Raw genomic sequence first — 15,809 nt, 5'->3', positions numbered from 1 at the left:
GCTCAGCATTTGATCAGCCTCATCATTCATACTGTAAGTATATGTATAAGAAATTGACAAAACTTAACACTCGCTCACGAGTTGAAACGGGCCTTCCAGCACCGTCCTCAGCAGGGGGCTGCTGGAATCGCTGTATGGTTTCCCGACTGTCCTGCTGATCAGCCGTTACGGTGAAGCGCCTGCTGTAGTAACAGCAATGCTTCTTTCAGGACAGACCTCTGGGTACCGATATTCATACGCATGAAGCCACTGCCATTCTTGCCGAAGGTAATGCCCGGGTTCATACCAATGCTGGCCTCGTTCACGAAGAAATGTTTCAAATCGCGGTCATCCCAATTTCTCGATTGGCACAGAGACCTGCAGTCCAGCCACAGCAGATAGGTCCCTTCGGAAGGCATCACCCTGATGTCTGGCACATGGTTCTGAAGAAAACTGATCACGAACTGGCGGTTACCGTCTACATATTTCATCATTTCGTCGAGCCAGGCTTCACCGCCAGCGTACGCGGCCTCACAGGCAGTCAGACTGAATGGATTTCCCATTTCAATATGCAGCGAGGCAAACACCTTCCCGAGGGCCTTACGCTGATCTCCATCGCTCACCACCAGCGCCGACAGGCCGAGACCGGGCACATTGAAGCTTTTACTGGGTGCCAAGGTGGTAATGACCCGATCCGGACGATCCGTCAGCAGGGCCAGCGGAGTATGCGCGTGCCCCTCGAACACAAGATCGCAATGGATCTCGTCTGCTACCACGATCATGTCATACGCATCGGCAATTGCGAGCAGACGGCTGAGCTCGTCACGCCGCCAGACCCGACCGACCGGGTTGTGTGGAGAACAAAGAATCAACAGTCGTGCGCCGTCTTGCGCGCAGCGCTCAAGGTGGTCGAAGTCCATCTCGTAATGCTGATCAACGAGGCGCAGTGGGTTCTCGACCAGGCGTCGACCTGTATGCGCTGCGATATTGAAAAACGGCGCATAGACGGGTGTCTGGATCACAATGGCGTCGTCGGGCTGGGTCAGCGCGAGGACAGCGGCATGTATCGATGGCACCACGCCGGGAGCCAGCATGATCGAAGCACGCTCGATGGGAAACTGGTGACGACGGGCAAACCAGTTGATCATGGCTTGATAGAGACTATCGGGGGCTAGTGAGTAGCCATAGTTGGGATGTTTCGCTCGCTTCAGCAAGGCCTCGCTAATCGCCGGCGGAACAGCGAAGTCGGTATCAGCCACCCAGAGCGGAATGATGTCTTCAACACCAAATACGGCCTTTCTAGCGTCAAACTTGACCGAATTTGTACCTGCTCGGGCTATCGGCTCATCAAAATCAAAGTGCAAGATCAGTTCTCCTCATTTATTCTCCTCCCAGTCGGCGGGACTCACATAATTCCGATCTTCGCCTTCCGAATTGCCATGAAAGCGCAGGAAGAGCCGCTCGAGTACGAAGATGGCGACGACGCCGCCGGCGGCCCAGTAGAGCACATAGATATCGCGCTCCCACTTGAGCCATATGAATGCGCAGAGCACGACTAGGTCGAGAACCATGGCCGATATCATTACCCACCCCTTCGCGTTGATGTCGCGGCGCAGATAACGAAACACACCCCAATGCACGGCAATATCCATAATGAGGTAAAAAATTGCGCCGAGGGATGCAATTCTGCTCAGATCGAAGAATACCGTGAGTAGTGCGGCTATGACACAGATGTACACCAGCATATGGGTCTGGATATGGCCACTCATACCCAGGTGACGGTGCGGAATCATCTCCATTTTCGTCAGCATGGCCATCATCCGGGAGACTGCAAAAATACTCGCCAGAATGCCTGAGGCTGTCGCAACGATCGCGACGCCGACGGTGAACCAGACGCCGTATTCGCCAAAGGCGGGGCGCGAGGCCTCAGCGAGCGCGTAATCCCTGGTCTGCACGATTTCCGGAATGGACAAGGTTGAGCCTACCGCCCATCCCACCAGCAGATAAACCACCAGGCAGATCGTCAGGGAAATGATAATCGCCCTGCCCACATTCTTTTCTGGATTGCTGAGTTCACTGCCACTATTTGTGATGGTGGTAAAACCCTTGTATGCCAGTATCCCCAGCGCTACAGCTGCTACAAAACCGAGCATGCCGACGGCTGGTTCATCGCTACTGCCAATACTACTGGCGGGTTCGAAGGAAAATCCGGCCATATAGAGAGTGGCTGCAGCAAATATGAGAATGCCGCCGACTTTGACCGCCGCAGCCACCATTGAAATTCGACTGATGAGCTTGTTCGTGGCGACGTTTACTGCGAAAGCTGCAGCGATGAGCAGCACGCCGAGAATCGGCACCCAGATTGAATCCTTGCTGCCACCGAAAGCCTGCATGGTATAGGTACCGAAGGTTCGGGCCACCAGGCTTTCATTGATGATCATGGAGAACACCATGAGTAGCGCGCAGGCGCCGGTCATGACACTACGACCATAGGCCTTGTTGAGAAACATTCCGATGCCGCCCGCCGACGGATAGGCATTGGCCATCTTGACGTAACTGTAGGCACTGAAGCCGCTCACGATGGCTGCCACCAGAAAAGCCAAGGGGAACAGTGGGCCGGCCATTTCGGCCACCTGCCCTGTCAGTGCAAAGATGCCAGCACCGATCATGACGCCGGTGCCCATGGCTATTGCGCCGGGCAGCGACAGGCTCCCGGATTTATAAGGGTCACTCATGCGGGATCCCCTGCGCTGAAAAATGAAAAGAAACGGGCCAGCGAGCACCCGTCTTTAACGAAAAATCATGCGGCCATCTTGCGACATTCCTGGGCGCATCGCTTGCAGGCTTCCGCGCACTTCTGGCAGTGTTCGGCGTCATGATGCTCACACTCGGCTGCGCAGGCTTCACAGATCTCCGCGCAGACTCGGGCGAGATGGCCTACATGTTCACTTCCCCTGGACATGGCCGCGGCTGTAGTCGCACAGATGGCTGCGCAATCGATATCACTTGCGATGCACTTTGCCATCATCTTGACATCGTCTTCCTGAAGACAGGCAGACGCACAATGGTTGCAGGCTTGGAAGCAGTCGAGGCAGGCCTTGATACAGTCTTTATATTTGTCAGTGTGGGACATAATACTTTCCTTGAACAGGTTCAGTACATGGTCGGTCGCGCACTTTTACGACCGACCGGCTGCAGGGAAGCCAGGTGCCGACCGACGCTTCCCTTCGGGTGGTACGGCCAGAGCGCTAGAGAGGATTGGCGAAGCGCCCCATTGACTAAGAGTCTGGCTGTATCTCGGTGATGGTCATCTTGCCCTGCCTGTCGACTACCCGAAATTTGATCTTTTCGCCTGCTTCGAGTCCATCGAGATTCACACCCTCGTCAGTCTGAAACACCATGGACATCGGTGGCATGCCCAGATTCTTGATGGGACCGTGCTTGATCGTGAGGGTGCGGGCATCAGTATCAATATTACGGAGCACGCCGCTGCTCATAGGCCCACCGTCATGTTTCATACCTTTCTTGGCACCCATCTGGCCCTGCATGCCTTTCATGTTCTTGTGCATGTCGTCCATGTTTTTATGCATATCATCGTTCATCCCCTCATGCATTTCACCTGACATGCCACCCGACATACCGGAGTGCTTGCCTTCATCTTTCACGGTGTCTGCAATAGCGGCTGTCGATGCAATGGCCAGCGTAGCGGCGAGTGCGTAGCTTATGATTGTCTGCATTGTTCTGATCCTCATCGATGGTTTGATTATTTGTCTGAGACTTCTACGGCGATGGTGCCAACCATGCCTGACTGGTAATGACCAGCAATCAGACAGGCGAAATCGAAATGGCCGGATTTGTTGAAGGTCCAGTTCACTTCGCCGGTTTCGCCGGGCGGTACGTGAACCATGTAGGGCTCGCTATGTTCCATGCCAGGAAACTTGACCATCAGCGCCGCATGTTCGGCTAGGGTTTCTTCGGTACCGAGCACGAACTCATGCATCATCTCGCCCTCGTTCCTGATTTTGAAAGTGACCGTCTCACCTTCTCTTACAGACAGTTTTTCCGGCGAGAATCGCATGTCGTCAGACATGCTGATCGTGATGGTCTGGTCAGCTGTCCCAGGATCTGCGGCCAGTCCCCAGAGCTGCTGGGTCTTGTCTACTGCTTCGGTGGAAACTGCTTCGTGCTGGTTCTCGTGCGCGAACGCCTGACCGCTGGCGAGTAACAAAGCCGAAGGCAGTGCGACCAAAAGGTGTATTTTTCGTGACTCATTCATACGCTTGTTCTCTTTAAAGATGATGGAAAGCATCAATGCTGATGACCTCCGCCGCCCGGTTTGCGAACTTTCACTTCGATATCTTCCGCTGGACGATGTGCCGCCGGCATCGCCGAGGCACCTGCGTCGGTGGAACGCTCAGCAGTGGGTACTTCACCCTCATACTCGAAAGCGACAGTACCTGCTGGATGATTGAAGAAGCCGGGGTCACTGTAGTCACCGTGCGGCTGATGCTTGCGAACCTTCACCAGGCTGAACATACCGCCCATTTCCACTGAGCCGAACTGGCCCTCGCCGGTCATCATGCGGGCGGTATTTTCCGGGATCGGCATATCCATTTCCGCCATATCTGCCATACCGCGCTCGCCCATGACCATGTAGTCGGGAATGAGTTTGGTGATCTTCTTTGTCAGACCGGTATGGTCGACGCCGATGAGCGTGGGCACGTCATGTCCCATGGCATTCATGGTGTGATGACTCTTGTGGCAGTGGAAGGCCCAGTCACCCTCCTCGTCTGCGAGAAATTCGATCTGGCGCATCTGACCGACTGCGATATCGGAGGTCACTTCAGGCCAGCGCGCGCCTTTAGGAACCGGCCCGCCATCCGTGCCCGTGACCTCGAATTCATGACCGTGCAGGTGCATGGGGTGATTGGTCATGGTGAGATTGCCCATGCGAATACGCACCCGATCATTCTTGCGCACGTTCAGCGAGTCGATGCCGGGAAAGATGCGGCTATTCCAGGACCAGAGATTGAAATCCAGCATGGTCATGATCTTTGGCGTGTAGCTGCCAGGGTCGATGTCATAGGCGTTGAGCAGGAAGCAGAAATCCCTGTCCACGGGATCGATCAGGGGATGATTTCCCTTTGGATGCGTGACCCAGAAGCCCATCATGCCCATGGCCATCTGCGTCATTTCATCGGCATGCGGGTGGTACATGAAGGTGCCGGGGCGCCTTGCGGTGAATTCGTAGACGAAGGTCTTGCCTGCAGGAATGCCAGGTTGGGTGAGGCCAGTGACTCCATCCATGCCATTGGGCAAACGCTGGCCGTGCCAGTGAATGCTGGTGTGCTCAGGCAGGCGATTGGTCACGAAGATCCTCACCTTGTCGCCCTCCACAACCTCGATAGTTGGGCCTGGCGACTGGCCGTTGTAGCCCCAAAGGTGGGCCTTGAAACCGGGCGTCATCTCTCGGACGACCGGCTCAGCGACCAGATGAAACTCTTTCACGCCATTATTCATCCGCCAAGGCAGGGTCCAGCCGTTGAGGGTGACTACCGGGGTGTAGGGCCTTCCCGTCTCCGGCACCAGCGGCGCCATGGTGTCTGTACTCGTCTGGATAACAGGCTCGGGAATGGCCGACATGGCCACCTTGCTCATGCTAGCCGCCGCGACCATTCCGCCGGTCATCCCGGCGAACTTCAGGAACTCGCGACGTGCGGTAGCTGTGCGAGCCATTGTTCGCTGATCAATGGGCTTCATCGCCACCTCCGGCAGGGTTGGATTCGATTGACAGGCTGGTATTCAGGTTGGTGGGACGACCGATTAAAGTGGCTTCAAGAGCCGCGTCGGCGAGCCAGAAATTCTGTGTGGCATCGATCGCGCCAATTACGCTTGCCACCTGCTGACGATGGTCAGCGAGCAACTCGAAGACGCCAATGATCATGCCGTTGTAGCGCAGAACCGACTCTTCCATTATTTTCTGACGCAAGGGAATGACCTCTGTTCTGTAATGTCTGGCGACGTCGTAAGCCGTACGATAGGCCGAATACTGCTCACGTAGATCCGACCCTATTGAGCGGAGTGTTGCCTCCAGACTGTTGGCGGCGGCTAGCGTTCGGGCATTCATGGCCTCTCGCTGCATGCCACCCCAATTGAAGATTGGCAGTGTCAGTTCGAATTCATAGCCCCAGGCTGACTCACGGTCGCCATCTTCGAAGACGGTCTCCCGCAGTGCAGCGACTTCAATGTCGGTGAAACTGGTGAGCAGGGTCAGGCCTTGCGCTTCAGCAGCGGCTTCGAAACCAGCTTTGGCAATCTGCACATCGAGTCTTTTCTGCAGCGCTTCGTTTTCAAGTGTGTTTGCCTGAACCGGCGCCTGCGGAATATCAGGTAGGCGCTTGGGGAGCACGAGACGGTCGGCCTGTTCTTCAGTGAGACCCAGTCGTTGCACCAGCGCTTCACGTGCTGCTATCGCCTGGTGCCTTGCGCTGGCAAGCCTGGTCACGGCGTCGGAGTAGAACACCTGCTGGCGGGCTCTTGCGAGTTCGCTGAAATTACCGGCAGCACGCATCCTCTGCGCCAGTTCCGCGCTGGCTTCAGCGCTTTCAAAGACCTGGTAGGCATACTCGAGCCGTTCGCTGGCGCCAACGGCCTCAACCCAGGCCTGACGCACCTCCGTGACCTCCTCGACTACTGTGGCGGTAAGCCCCAACTGAGCAGACGCCAGCGCTCTTTGAGCACGGCTGTAGCGTTGTGGATAGGTCAGTACATCGACAAGCCCGAATGACAGCGCACGGGCGATTTCCAGCTCCCCGCCGAGACGGATGCGTTCGAAGGCAAACACGGGATTGGCAATGCGGCCATTCTCGGCAGCCTCAGCCGCCTCGGACCAGTACTGTGCGATCAGCATTTGCATCCTGGGGCTGTTGATGAGCGCAACACGCACAGCTTCATCCTGTCCCAACGGATCGGCTAACAGCTCATCCGCACGCGCCTGCATGGTACTTCGCTGGTCATCCGTCTGGGCCAGCTGAAGCTGACCACCGGTAAAGTCCGCGGCTTGCTCGTTGGTGTGCTGGATCGACTCATCGATATCGACTGAGGCACAGCCACCCAGCAAAGCTACAAGCAGCAGGCCACTGAGACGAATTGTCATGGGTGACCTCCCGAATGCCCACTATGGTCAGCATTGTCATGCCGCTCTTCGGAAGGCTCGGCTTCGGCGGCTTCATCCTCATAGGGCTCCATGGCGTAAGTGCGCCAGCCTCCTATCTCGGCGACACGCCTGTTGAGCCTCGGCCAGGACAGCACGGGCTGGGTCTCGAAGGCTTCGTAATCAGAGAATACCGACTCCCATTCAGGGACGATTTCGATAGGTACTGATGGAGCCTCTGATGAAGATTCAGCGAAAACTGGCGCGGCCTTGCCTAGGGCCAGAACAACCGAAACAAGGCACACTCGCGAAAGCTTTCGCAGTGGAAATGGATGAAACATGTCTTCCTCACAGTTTGCTCAGAATGCATAGACCGATGCGGAGAGCTGAGCTCCAACCAGCAACAGAATGCGTGCAAGATCAGTCAAGGAAGAACTATCGGGGGGGACGTTCCAGGGCGGGTGTCGGTATGGAAAGATAGAATGGTATAGGCACGGCAGCGGCGTGAACCGATCTACTTTCAGAAAACTGTAGCGCACTGGCCTGGACGAGGGGCGCGCTGGCATTACAGGGGGCACAATTGAAGCAGACGTCCTGATTCTGCGGGTGCTGCCCAGGCGCCTCAGGGTTCTGATCGCCATGAATGGCATGTATCGGATCAACGGCAGAATTTACATCATGACTGACCACTGCCTCTGCCAAATGGGTCACATCGTGAGCGTGCTCTTGCCCCGTTAGATGGTGAGCTTCGGACGGCGCCGACGAGGCGCTACTGACTGGGCTATGACACTGAATCGCGCTCGCAAAAGCCTGCATCGGCATCAGGAAAGCCAACACGAATACAAGCCAGGCGCGCAGTGAATGAAAAGTCATAAAGTCTTTCTAGCAAAAAGGACTGCGGCGGGCAAGCCCACACAATTACACTTTAGTGACGTTGAGCTCGCTGAGATCATTCAGTCCTGGCTGGGAGGCTCACGCAAGCCTACATGGCTCGAGTACACAGCCTGCCCCTTTTCACCAAACTGAATGACATCATATTTGTCAGGTGCACCACCCGTTTCCATACCCGGAGAACCTATGGGCATACCCGGAACAGCGAGGCCCTTCACATCGGGTTTTTCCTTCAACACCCGATGCACATCTTCGGCTGGCACATGACCTTCGAAGGTATAACCGCCGATCTCTGCTGTATGGCAACTCTGCAGTGAGGTCGGCACACCGAACTTCTGCTTGATCGGGGCAAGATCCTCAATCTGGTGAACCTTCACCTCGAAGCCATTGGCGCTCATGTGGTCCACCCAGTCAGCGCAGCAACCGCACCAGGGCGTCTTGTAGACTTCAACCACTTCAGCGTCGGCACCTGCTGCGTTTGCACCCCCGGCACCGAGGAGTAGCGTTAGCGTCAGGCCCCTCATTGACTTCATCATTGGCTTACTCCACGCAGTTGATCTGCTTGTAATATGGTTGCTCTTATACTGTAGACTGTCCAGCCTGTTTCCAAGCACCCTGATCACGCTGCCGGTGTAGATAACTAATATTTCATCTGAAGAATGTTCACCTTACAGGTTTGCCAGGCAGACCATCAAAAAAGTCGACCAGACCAGTCTCGAGAGAATACTCCGCACCCACGACCAGCAAACCGTCCTGCTCGGTCAATTGCTCCAGAATCTGAGAACCATTACGAAGTTGGTGGGCGGACGAACGAATATTGGCTCGTACAGCGTGATGCATGAGTTTATCGGGATTCTTTTCGACGTCAGTATGCAGTAGCGTTTCCACAGAAGGCCGGATACGCCCGACGATCGAGCGCATGTTAGGCGACCGCTCTTCCGGCGGCCGTTTCAATTCTTCGATAGTGGCCTGCACAGCTCCACAGCTGGAATGCCCGAGCACGACTACGAGGCGGGTACCGAACCGCTCTGCAGCAAACTCGATACTGGCTACCAGGGAGGGTGCGACGACATTGCCAGCGACTCGAATGACGAAAAGATCTCCAAGACCCTGATCAAAAAGAATCTCCGCGGGTGCTCTCGAGTCCGAGCAACCGAGGATGATAGCGAACGGTTCCTGACCAGACACCAGCTGGTTGCGCCGTTCTGCGCTGGAAGTATTGCCAATGCCCCCCTCGCCTTCAGCAAATCGACGGTTGCCTTCCTGCAGCCTTGCAAGCGCTTCCAGTGCGGTCATCATGATACTGCCTCCAATGCCTGAGCAACGTCGGCGACGATATCGTCAATATGTTCGATGCCGACTGAAATGCGCACGAGATCTCTTGATACGCCAGCCCGCCCAAGCTCTTCATCGTTGAGTTGGCGGTGGGTGGTCGAGGCCGGATGACAGGCCAGCGACTTGGCATCACCAATGTTTACCAGCCGCAGAATCATTTGCAGGGCATCGATGAACTGAGCGCCCGCGACCTGTCCGCCCTTGATGCCGAAGCTGAGAATCCCCGAGGCCCGCCCACCGGTAATCTTCTGGCAGGTTGCAAAATAGGGGCTGTCCGGAAGGGCTGCATAATTCACCCATTCGACCTTCTCGTGTTTTTGCAGATAGTCTGCGAGCCTGGCGGCATTCTCGCAGTGACGCTCCATTCGAAGACCCAGAGTTTCCAGGCCCTGAAGGATCTGGAAAGCATTCATTGGCGACAGTGCAGCACCGGTATTGCGTAGCGGCACGACGCGGCATCTACCAATGAATGCGGCCTCACCAAGCGCCTCGGTATACACCACACCGTGGTAGGAGGGATCAGGCTCGTTGAGGACGGCAAAGCGCTTCTTGTCCTTCGTCCAGTCGAAGCGACCTGAGTCGACAATCACGCCACCGACAGAAGTACCGTGACCACCAATGTACTTGGTCAGCGAGTGCACGGCGATGTCGGCGCCATGGTCGAAGACACGGCACAAGTAAGGCGTGGCCACCGTATTGTCGACGATCAATGGGACACCTGCTGCATGAGCGATCTTCGCCAGGCGCTCGATATCGACCACGTTGCCAGCAGGGTTACCGATCGATTCGCAGAATACCGCCCGCGTATTGCTGTCTATGGCGCGCTCGAAACCTTCAAAATCATCCGCCGACACCATCCGTACTTCAATACCCTGACGCGGAAAAGAGTGGGCGAACAGATTGTAGGTACCGCCATACAGCTGGCTGGTACTGACGATATTGCTGCCAACTTCGCAGAGACACTGAATGGCATAGGTAATGGCGGCCATGCCTGAGGCCACCGCTAGCGCGCCTACGCCACCTTCCATGGCCGCCATTCGCTCCTCGAGCACTGCATTGGTCGGATTCATGATTCTGGTGTAGATGTTGCCGGCCACTTTCAGATCGAAAAGGTCGGCGCCGTGCTGGGTATCATCGAAGGTATAGGAAGTGGTCTGATAGATAGGAACAGCGGCTGCGCGTGTTGTCGCTTCGGACTTGTAACCCTGGTGCAGGGCAATTGATTCCAGTTTCATCGTGGTCATCTTCGGCTAGTGGTTGCGGAAATATGTCCACTACGCCACGACGGCACTGTGTAGTCAATACACCGCTTGTCACGCGCTACGGATATAACGCAGGACCTGGGCACGCAGCGGCGGATTGAGGGCTGCGCCGTGCACTGACAGCGATTGCGTATGGGCATAACCATAAGCCACCATCCGCTTGCTGAAGCGGGCATGATTGCCACGGCCAGGATCCACGATGATGACTTCACATGCAGGCTTTGCATGGCGCTCGATGAAGTGCGACAGCAGATCGACGTGCTCAGTCTCATACAGCAGATCGCTGCCGACTATCAGGTCAAACTTGCCGAGTTCTTCGATTTCATCTGCCCAGCTGATGCGAAGGAAAGGAATTTCTCGATCACCATTCAAACGGGCATTCTCCGCCAGAAAATTGCCGGCCTCAGGGTGATAGTCAGTCGCTGTGATGTCCGCACCTCGGTGACTCAGAAGCAGACTGGCCAGCCCGATCCCGCAACCCACTTCGAGCACACGCTTGCCGGCGACATCGTAATCAAAGAGGTAGCGCGCAAGGATCTCACCCGAGCCCCAGACAATGCCGAACAATGGCCACGTGGCAGACGAAATCCCGAGCTTCTCCGCGATACCTTCAGCGTCGTAGAACTGCTGATTGTCGCGTAGGGACCTTATGTGAATGTCGACGTCGCCAAATTCGACCGTCTGATAGCGAACACGTATTGAGGTCATCTTCTACCTTTGCATGAGCGTACTGATGCCGCTTCGGTTTCCTGTCAATGCAAGGAGATTACGCCTCTTCAGGCCCGGCAGGGCCAATCTTGTGATTATTTCACAATCAGCGAGTCCCCGTGTCCATCAGTAACTTGAGTCCGAGGGCTGCCGCTGAGGTGCGATTTTCGACACCCAGTTTCCGGAAGACCTGTTCAAGATGCTTATTGACCGTTCTGGGACTCATGCTGAGAATAGTAGCAATCTCGCGATTGGCCTTGCCGCGGGTGACCCACAGCATGACCTCTGCCTCTCGTTCCGTCAGCGCAAACTGCGTGCGCAGCCGAGTGGTGTCCTCAGGCGTTTCAGGGTCGATCAGTCGCAGCAGAATTTCGTCTGGACCTGTGCGACTGATATGGCGGATCTGCAACTCACCGGCATCGGTGGAGAACGTCAGTCCTTTGTCCCGGTTATGTGCCGGCAGGAGAAATTGACGCAGGCGCTCGGGCAATTCCTTATCGAGCCATCGCGCGCCCATACCGTGTCGCTCGAACAGAAGATGAACCTGAGGGGTAGCCCAGGAGAGCGCGCCATTGCCGTCCACCGCCATCAGGAACTGACCTGCCGAATCGAGCGCCATCCTGGCACTCTGCGTTAGTCTGGCGTTAGCGAGATGCACCCGCATCCTGGCGATCAGCTCCTCCGCCTTGAGTGGCTTGGTCACATAGTCGACACCGCCGGCCTCGAAGCCCTGAACGATACTTTCGGTATCCGATAAACCGGTCATGAAGATGACCGGAATATGAGAGAGCTCCTGGCTCTGCTTCAGGCGGCGACAGGTTTCGAAACCGTCCATGGCCGGCATCAGGGCATCGAGAAGTATGATGTCTGGCGTAATATTGCCCGCAATCGTGATCGCCTGAGCGCCACCGAGCGCCACGAGCACCGTCAGGCCCTCTGCCTGCAAAGTGTCGTTGAGCATGGCGAGCGTCTCGGCGCTATCGTCGACGACGAGCACCACGTCTCTTCGCTGATGCGCGACGGTGCTCATAGATCATCCCCTCCGAGCAGTGTGATCAGACTTTCAAAGTCCATACTGAGCGTCAGTGATCTGAGTGTCGCGATCAGCTGTTCATCGTAAATGCCTTGCGCCTCGATCATCTCCAGACGTTGCCGGATAGCTGAGAGGTAGCCAATTCGAGCCAATTCTATCAGTTCCTGTCTTGCGTCTATGGACAACAGTGGAATCAGCTCGGCACCTGAGGCTGAGGTACTTGCCAGCCTGGTTTCGAGTCCGGATGTCGGGCTTGGTTCGGCATCATGACACCATCGCACCCCGGCGCTTTGCGCCAGCTGCTCAAGAAGATGGTAGTGATTCAGAGGTTTGACCAGATACCCATTGTTGATGCCATCAGGGACATGCTTCGGCGGCTGTTCATGGGCATTGGCAGATATCATGAGAATGGTTGCAGCAGGGTGGCCTTCGCGGATGGCCGCAGCAAGATCCCAGCCGGACATGCCCGGCATCGAAACATCCAGCAGGAAAATGGGCGCTGTCAGACTGTGCCCATGCTGCAGCATGTCCAGACAGGTCACCGCATCCGGTGCCTGTATTACATTGAAGCCCAGCGGCGTGAGCAGGTCGAACAGTAAGGCCCTGTGCGCTGGCTCGTCGTCGACGGCAATTATGGTGCGATCGGGACCCTCATAGCCTGTGATTACCCGCTGCGGAACTGGTAGTTCGTGTCGCCTTCCCCGACTACTCAGCATGAGTGACACCCTGAACGTGCTGCCCTTGCCGGGCTCGCTGCTGATGGCGATGTCGCCCCCCATGATATCCGTCAACAGACGGGTAATCGTGAGCCCGAGTCCGGTGCCAGTGACATAAGGATCGCCTGCCTTGTGAATCCGTTCGAAGGGACGGAATATCCGATCCATGTCCTGCTCCGAGATACCCACGCCAGTGTCGATGATGGAAAACTCCGCCACCTGATTACGATAACGAACCTGAAATCTGACCGAGCCCGCCTGGGTATATTTGAGCGCATTGGACAAGAGATTGAGCAGGATCTGACGAAGCCGTTTTTCATCAGTGCGGACCATGTCCGGCAGGGGCGTCAACCGCTCGTACTCGAACCCAATGCCCTTCGCATTGGCCTGGACCTGCAGCATGCTGACCAGCTGGTCGAGCAGCGCCGGCAGGTTGACATCTTTCTGGATCAGTTCCAGCCGTCCAGCTTCGATGCGAGAAATATCCAGCAGGCCTTCAATGAGGTCGGCAAGATATTCACTGCTACGACGGATGACTCCCAGGGCCTCGCGTTTCATCAACGGTAGCGAGGTATCCTTCTCAAGCAACTGCGCATAGCCGAGAATGGCGTTGAGCGGTGAACGCAGCTCATGACTGATACCAGTGAGATAGCGACTCTTGGCGCTATTGGCAGCTTCTGCCTTCTCCTTCGCCTGCTGCAGGGCCAGGTCGGTTTGTGTGTGGGCATCGATCTCTGCCATCAACAGACCTGTCTGGCGCCGCGACTCCTCGAGCGCCACTTGCCGGCTCTCGTGAACGAGCACGAACATCCAGGCGACCACGCCCGAGACGATAAGCTGAATGAAGAAGACGTTTATCAGAGCATTGGCAATCACCGACTTGCCAACACCCTGATCCAGCGTGATCTGAAAGTAGACCAGGGCCAACAGGCAGCCGATCACGATGCTGGTGAGGACGAATATCGCAATGAAGTTGCCGAAGCGACTGTTGAGTACACGGAGCCAGCTGGCCGGCAGCAGACGTGCCAGTACGGCATTGAGCTGATCTGGCAGTCTGGACTTCGATTTGCACATATCTTCGCAGCGGGTATCGAGCGAGCAACACAGCGAACAGATCGGTCCGCCATAGGCCGGGCATCGGCTCATGTCCTCCGGTTCGAATCGGTGTCCGCAGATACAGCAGGCAATATCAGGCTGGCCTGCAAAACTGTCAGCCTCGCGGGCGATGTAGAATCTGCCTTTGGTCAGAAGGGCGATGCCTGGTGCCAGCAGAAAGGTGCAGCCAAGCGTGATATAGGTCGCCAGCGCTTCCGCCAGCTCCCCAAACAGTCCGAAGAAGGCCAGAAAGCCAATGGTCGACGAGCCCAGCATCGAGCCCACACCGACTGGATTGATGTCGTAAAGATGCGCTCTCCGAAATTCCATGGCCTGGGGCCGAAGCTTCAGTGTTCTGTTGATAACGAGATCAGCGACCAGTGACCCCACCCAGGCCAGTGCCAGAATTGAAAACACCGACAGGATGTCTTCCAGCACGCGGTAGATGCCCAGCTCCATGAGCATGAGCGCAATGGTCACGTTGAACACCAGCCAGACAACACGCCCGGGATGGTTGTGGGTGAGACGCGAAAAAAAGTTGGACCAGGCTATCGAGCCAGCGTAGGCGTTGGTGACATTGATTTTCAGCTGGGAAATGATGACGAAGCCGCCCACCAGGACAAGCGTCAATTCTGGCGAGCTGGTGACGTAGCTGAAGGCGGTCAGGTACATCCGGTTGGGATCAGAGGCCTGCTCGATTGGTACACCGTGGCTCAGCGCGAGAATGGCCAGAAAAGAGCCGATGAGAATCTTCAGTGAGCCTACGATAATCCATCCTGGCCCCGCAGCCATCATCGCGCCCCACCACTTCAGGGCAGACCGTCGGCCTGCCGCGGGCACTGGCATGAAGCGCAGAAAATCAACCTGCTCACCAATTTGCGCGATTAACGAAAACACCACCGCCGATGCTGCCCCGAAAGCCAGAATATTGAACCCGGAAGAGCCAGATTCTCCGGACTCGAAATTTGTCCATAGCATGAATGCATCGTCAGCCTGGACCGCTATGCAGATCAGAGGTGTGATTTGCAGCAGTATCCAGACCGGCTGTGTCCAGACCTGGAAACGACTGATGAGGGTGATGCCGTGGGTCACCAATGGAATGACCACAATAGCGCTGATGAAGTAGCCGATGGTCAGGGGAATGCCGAGGGTCAATTCCAGCGCCAGCGCCATGATGGCCGCTTCGAGCGCAAAGAAGATAAACGTAAAGGTCGCATAAATGAGGGAGGTAATTGTAGAGCCGATATACCCGAAGCCTGCACCACGAGTGAGCAGATCGATATCGACGCCCTGTTTTGATGCGTGGTAAGTGATCGGAATTCCGGTGAGAAAGATGATAAGGCCTACGACTGCGATGGCCCATACCGCATTGGTGAAGCCATAGCTGAGCGTGATGGCACCGCCAATCGCCTCGAGTGCCAGAAATGAAATTGCACCTAGTGCAGTCTGCGAAACCCGTGCGGCCGACCAGCGACGGGCCCGCTTGGCGGTGAAACGCAGGGCGTAGTCTTCCAGGGTTTCGTTAGCGACCCACTGATTGTAATTCCGCCGGACCCGAAAGACGGCTTGTTGAGCGTTCATAGCCAGACCATTTCCCCTACTGCCACTACCCGGCCGACTTCGCCAGGACAGATCGC

General features: G+C 56.2%; 15 protein-coding genes. All 15 read right to left on the bottom strand.

All coding sequences use genetic code 11. From position 1 onward, the window contains the following. Nucleotides 1-158: 158 nt before the first annotated feature. The 15 genes from ABD735_RS01620 to ABD735_RS01550 all read right to left on the bottom strand — a co-directional run bounded on the left by ABD735_RS01620 (nt 159) and on the right by ABD735_RS01550 (nt 15,753). The gene (locus ABD735_RS01620; protein WP_344802611.1) at nt 159-1,343 is read right to left on the bottom strand and encodes a MalY/PatB family protein; all 1,185 of its coding nucleotides are present in this window, start codon (nt 1,341-1,343) and stop codon (nt 159-161) included. 12 nt (nt 1,344-1,355) lie between these two features. Next, nucleotides 1,356-2,714, bottom strand: a complete 1,359-nt coding sequence (locus tag ABD735_RS01615) for an APC family permease (RefSeq protein WP_344802609.1) — start codon at nt 2,712-2,714, stop codon at nt 1,356-1,358. Nucleotides 2,715-2,779: 65 nt separating this feature from the next. Then, nucleotides 2,780-3,112, bottom strand: a complete 333-nt coding sequence (locus tag ABD735_RS01610) for a four-helix bundle copper-binding protein (protein ID WP_344802607.1) — start codon at nt 3,110-3,112, stop codon at nt 2,780-2,782. A 145-nt stretch (nt 3,113-3,257) separates the two neighbouring features. Then, nucleotides 3,258-3,716: a copper-binding protein gene (locus ABD735_RS01605; protein WP_344802605.1), complete on the bottom strand. Its 459-nt coding sequence runs from the start codon at nt 3,714-3,716 to the stop codon at nt 3,258-3,260. Between the two features lie 26 nt (nt 3,717-3,742). After that, nucleotides 3,743-4,255: a cupredoxin domain-containing protein gene (locus ABD735_RS01600; protein WP_344802603.1), complete on the bottom strand. Its 513-nt coding sequence runs from the start codon at nt 4,253-4,255 to the stop codon at nt 3,743-3,745. A 32-nt stretch (nt 4,256-4,287) separates the two neighbouring features. Further along, on the bottom strand, nt 4,288-5,739 hold the full coding sequence (locus ABD735_RS01595) for a multicopper oxidase family protein (RefSeq protein WP_344802602.1): 1,452 nt from the start codon (nt 5,737-5,739) through the stop codon (nt 4,288-4,290). After that, entirely contained in the window at nt 5,726-7,135 is a 1,410-nt protein-coding gene (locus tag ABD735_RS01590) for a TolC family protein (RefSeq protein ID WP_344802600.1), read from the bottom strand. Before ABD735_RS01590 ends, ABD735_RS01595 begins: the two co-directional genes overlap by 14 nt. Further along, complete coding sequence (locus ABD735_RS01585; protein WP_344802598.1) at nt 7,132-7,473, bottom strand: hypothetical protein; 342 nt, start codon at nt 7,471-7,473, stop codon at nt 7,132-7,134. The genes ABD735_RS01590 and ABD735_RS01585 overlap by 4 nt, the downstream gene beginning before the upstream one ends. A gap of 94 nt (nt 7,474-7,567) precedes the next feature. After that, nucleotides 7,568-8,005, bottom strand: coding sequence for a hypothetical protein (locus ABD735_RS01580; protein WP_344802596.1), 438 nt, complete (start codon nt 8,003-8,005; stop codon nt 7,568-7,570). A gap of 80 nt (nt 8,006-8,085) precedes the next feature. Beyond that, nucleotides 8,086-8,559 (bottom strand): DUF411 domain-containing protein, encoded by a 474-nt coding sequence (locus ABD735_RS01575; protein ID WP_344802594.1) that lies wholly within the window; start codon nt 8,557-8,559, stop codon nt 8,086-8,088. A gap of 127 nt (nt 8,560-8,686) precedes the next feature. Continuing rightward, a complete protein-coding gene (locus tag ABD735_RS01570) occupies nt 8,687-9,322 on the bottom strand; it encodes a carbonic anhydrase (RefSeq protein WP_344802592.1) in 636 nt (211 codons plus the stop codon). Continuing rightward, the gene (locus ABD735_RS01565; RefSeq protein WP_344802590.1) at nt 9,319-10,593 is read right to left on the bottom strand and encodes an O-acetylhomoserine aminocarboxypropyltransferase/cysteine synthase family protein; all 1,275 of its coding nucleotides are present in this window, start codon (nt 10,591-10,593) and stop codon (nt 9,319-9,321) included. The genes ABD735_RS01570 and ABD735_RS01565 overlap by 4 nt, the downstream gene beginning before the upstream one ends. Nucleotides 10,594-10,671: 78 nt before the next feature. Continuing rightward, the gene (locus ABD735_RS01560) at nt 10,672-11,328 is read right to left on the bottom strand and encodes a class I SAM-dependent methyltransferase (RefSeq protein ID WP_344802588.1); all 657 of its coding nucleotides are present in this window, start codon (nt 11,326-11,328) and stop codon (nt 10,672-10,674) included. A 106-nt stretch (nt 11,329-11,434) separates the two neighbouring features. Next, nucleotides 11,435-12,358, bottom strand: a complete 924-nt coding sequence (locus ABD735_RS01555; protein WP_344802586.1) for a response regulator — start codon at nt 12,356-12,358, stop codon at nt 11,435-11,437. Further along, entirely contained in the window at nt 12,355-15,753 is a 3,399-nt protein-coding gene (locus ABD735_RS01550; RefSeq protein WP_344802584.1) for a hybrid sensor histidine kinase/response regulator, read from the bottom strand. The genes ABD735_RS01555 and ABD735_RS01550 overlap by 4 nt, the downstream gene beginning before the upstream one ends. Nucleotides 15,754-15,809: the final 56 nt, after the last annotated feature.

It is taken from the genome of Allohahella marinimesophila (assembly GCF_039538005.1).
GTDB lineage: Bacteria > Pseudomonadota > Gammaproteobacteria > Pseudomonadales > Oleiphilaceae > Allohahella > Allohahella marinimesophila.
The sequence above is the reverse complement of the archived record's forward strand: the minus strand, read 5'-3'. Positions and strand labels throughout refer to the sequence as shown.

What these genes read in the sequence shown, in the direction of transcription:
- ABD735_RS01555 (WP_344802586.1), bottom strand. Translation starts at nt 12,358, where the DNA reads ATGAGCACCGTCGCGCATCAGCGAAGAGACGTGGTGCTCGTCGTCGAC.
- ABD735_RS01570 (WP_344802592.1), bottom strand. Translation starts at nt 9,322, where the DNA reads ATGATGACCGCACTGGAAGCGCTTGCAAGGCTGCAGGAAGGCAACCGT.
- ABD735_RS01600 (WP_344802603.1), bottom strand. Translation starts at nt 4,255, where the DNA reads ATGAATGAGTCACGAAAAATACACCTTTTGGTCGCACTGCCTTCGGCT.
- ABD735_RS01560 (WP_344802588.1), bottom strand. Translation starts at nt 11,328, where the DNA reads ATGACCTCAATACGTGTTCGCTATCAGACGGTCGAATTTGGCGACGTC.
- ABD735_RS01550 (WP_344802584.1), bottom strand. Translation starts at nt 15,753, where the DNA reads ATGAACGCTCAACAAGCCGTCTTTCGGGTCCGGCGGAATTACAATCAG.
- ABD735_RS01590 (WP_344802600.1), bottom strand. Translation starts at nt 7,135, where the DNA reads ATGACAATTCGTCTCAGTGGCCTGCTGCTTGTAGCTTTGCTGGGTGGC.
- ABD735_RS01610 (WP_344802607.1), bottom strand. Translation starts at nt 3,112, where the DNA reads ATGTCCCACACTGACAAATATAAAGACTGTATCAAGGCCTGCCTCGAC.
- ABD735_RS01595 (WP_344802602.1), bottom strand. Translation starts at nt 5,739, where the DNA reads ATGAAGCCCATTGATCAGCGAACAATGGCTCGCACAGCTACCGCACGT.
- ABD735_RS01585 (WP_344802598.1), bottom strand. Translation starts at nt 7,473, where the DNA reads ATGTTTCATCCATTTCCACTGCGAAAGCTTTCGCGAGTGTGCCTTGTT.
- ABD735_RS01605 (WP_344802605.1), bottom strand. Translation starts at nt 3,716, where the DNA reads ATGCAGACAATCATAAGCTACGCACTCGCCGCTACGCTGGCCATTGCA.
- ABD735_RS01575 (WP_344802594.1), bottom strand. Translation starts at nt 8,559, where the DNA reads ATGATGAAGTCAATGAGGGGCCTGACGCTAACGCTACTCCTCGGTGCC.
- ABD735_RS01565 (WP_344802590.1), bottom strand. Translation starts at nt 10,593, where the DNA reads ATGAAACTGGAATCAATTGCCCTGCACCAGGGTTACAAGTCCGAAGCG.
- ABD735_RS01615 (WP_344802609.1), bottom strand. Translation starts at nt 2,714, where the DNA reads ATGAGTGACCCTTATAAATCCGGGAGCCTGTCGCTGCCCGGCGCAATA.
- ABD735_RS01580 (WP_344802596.1), bottom strand. Translation starts at nt 8,005, where the DNA reads ATGACTTTTCATTCACTGCGCGCCTGGCTTGTATTCGTGTTGGCTTTC.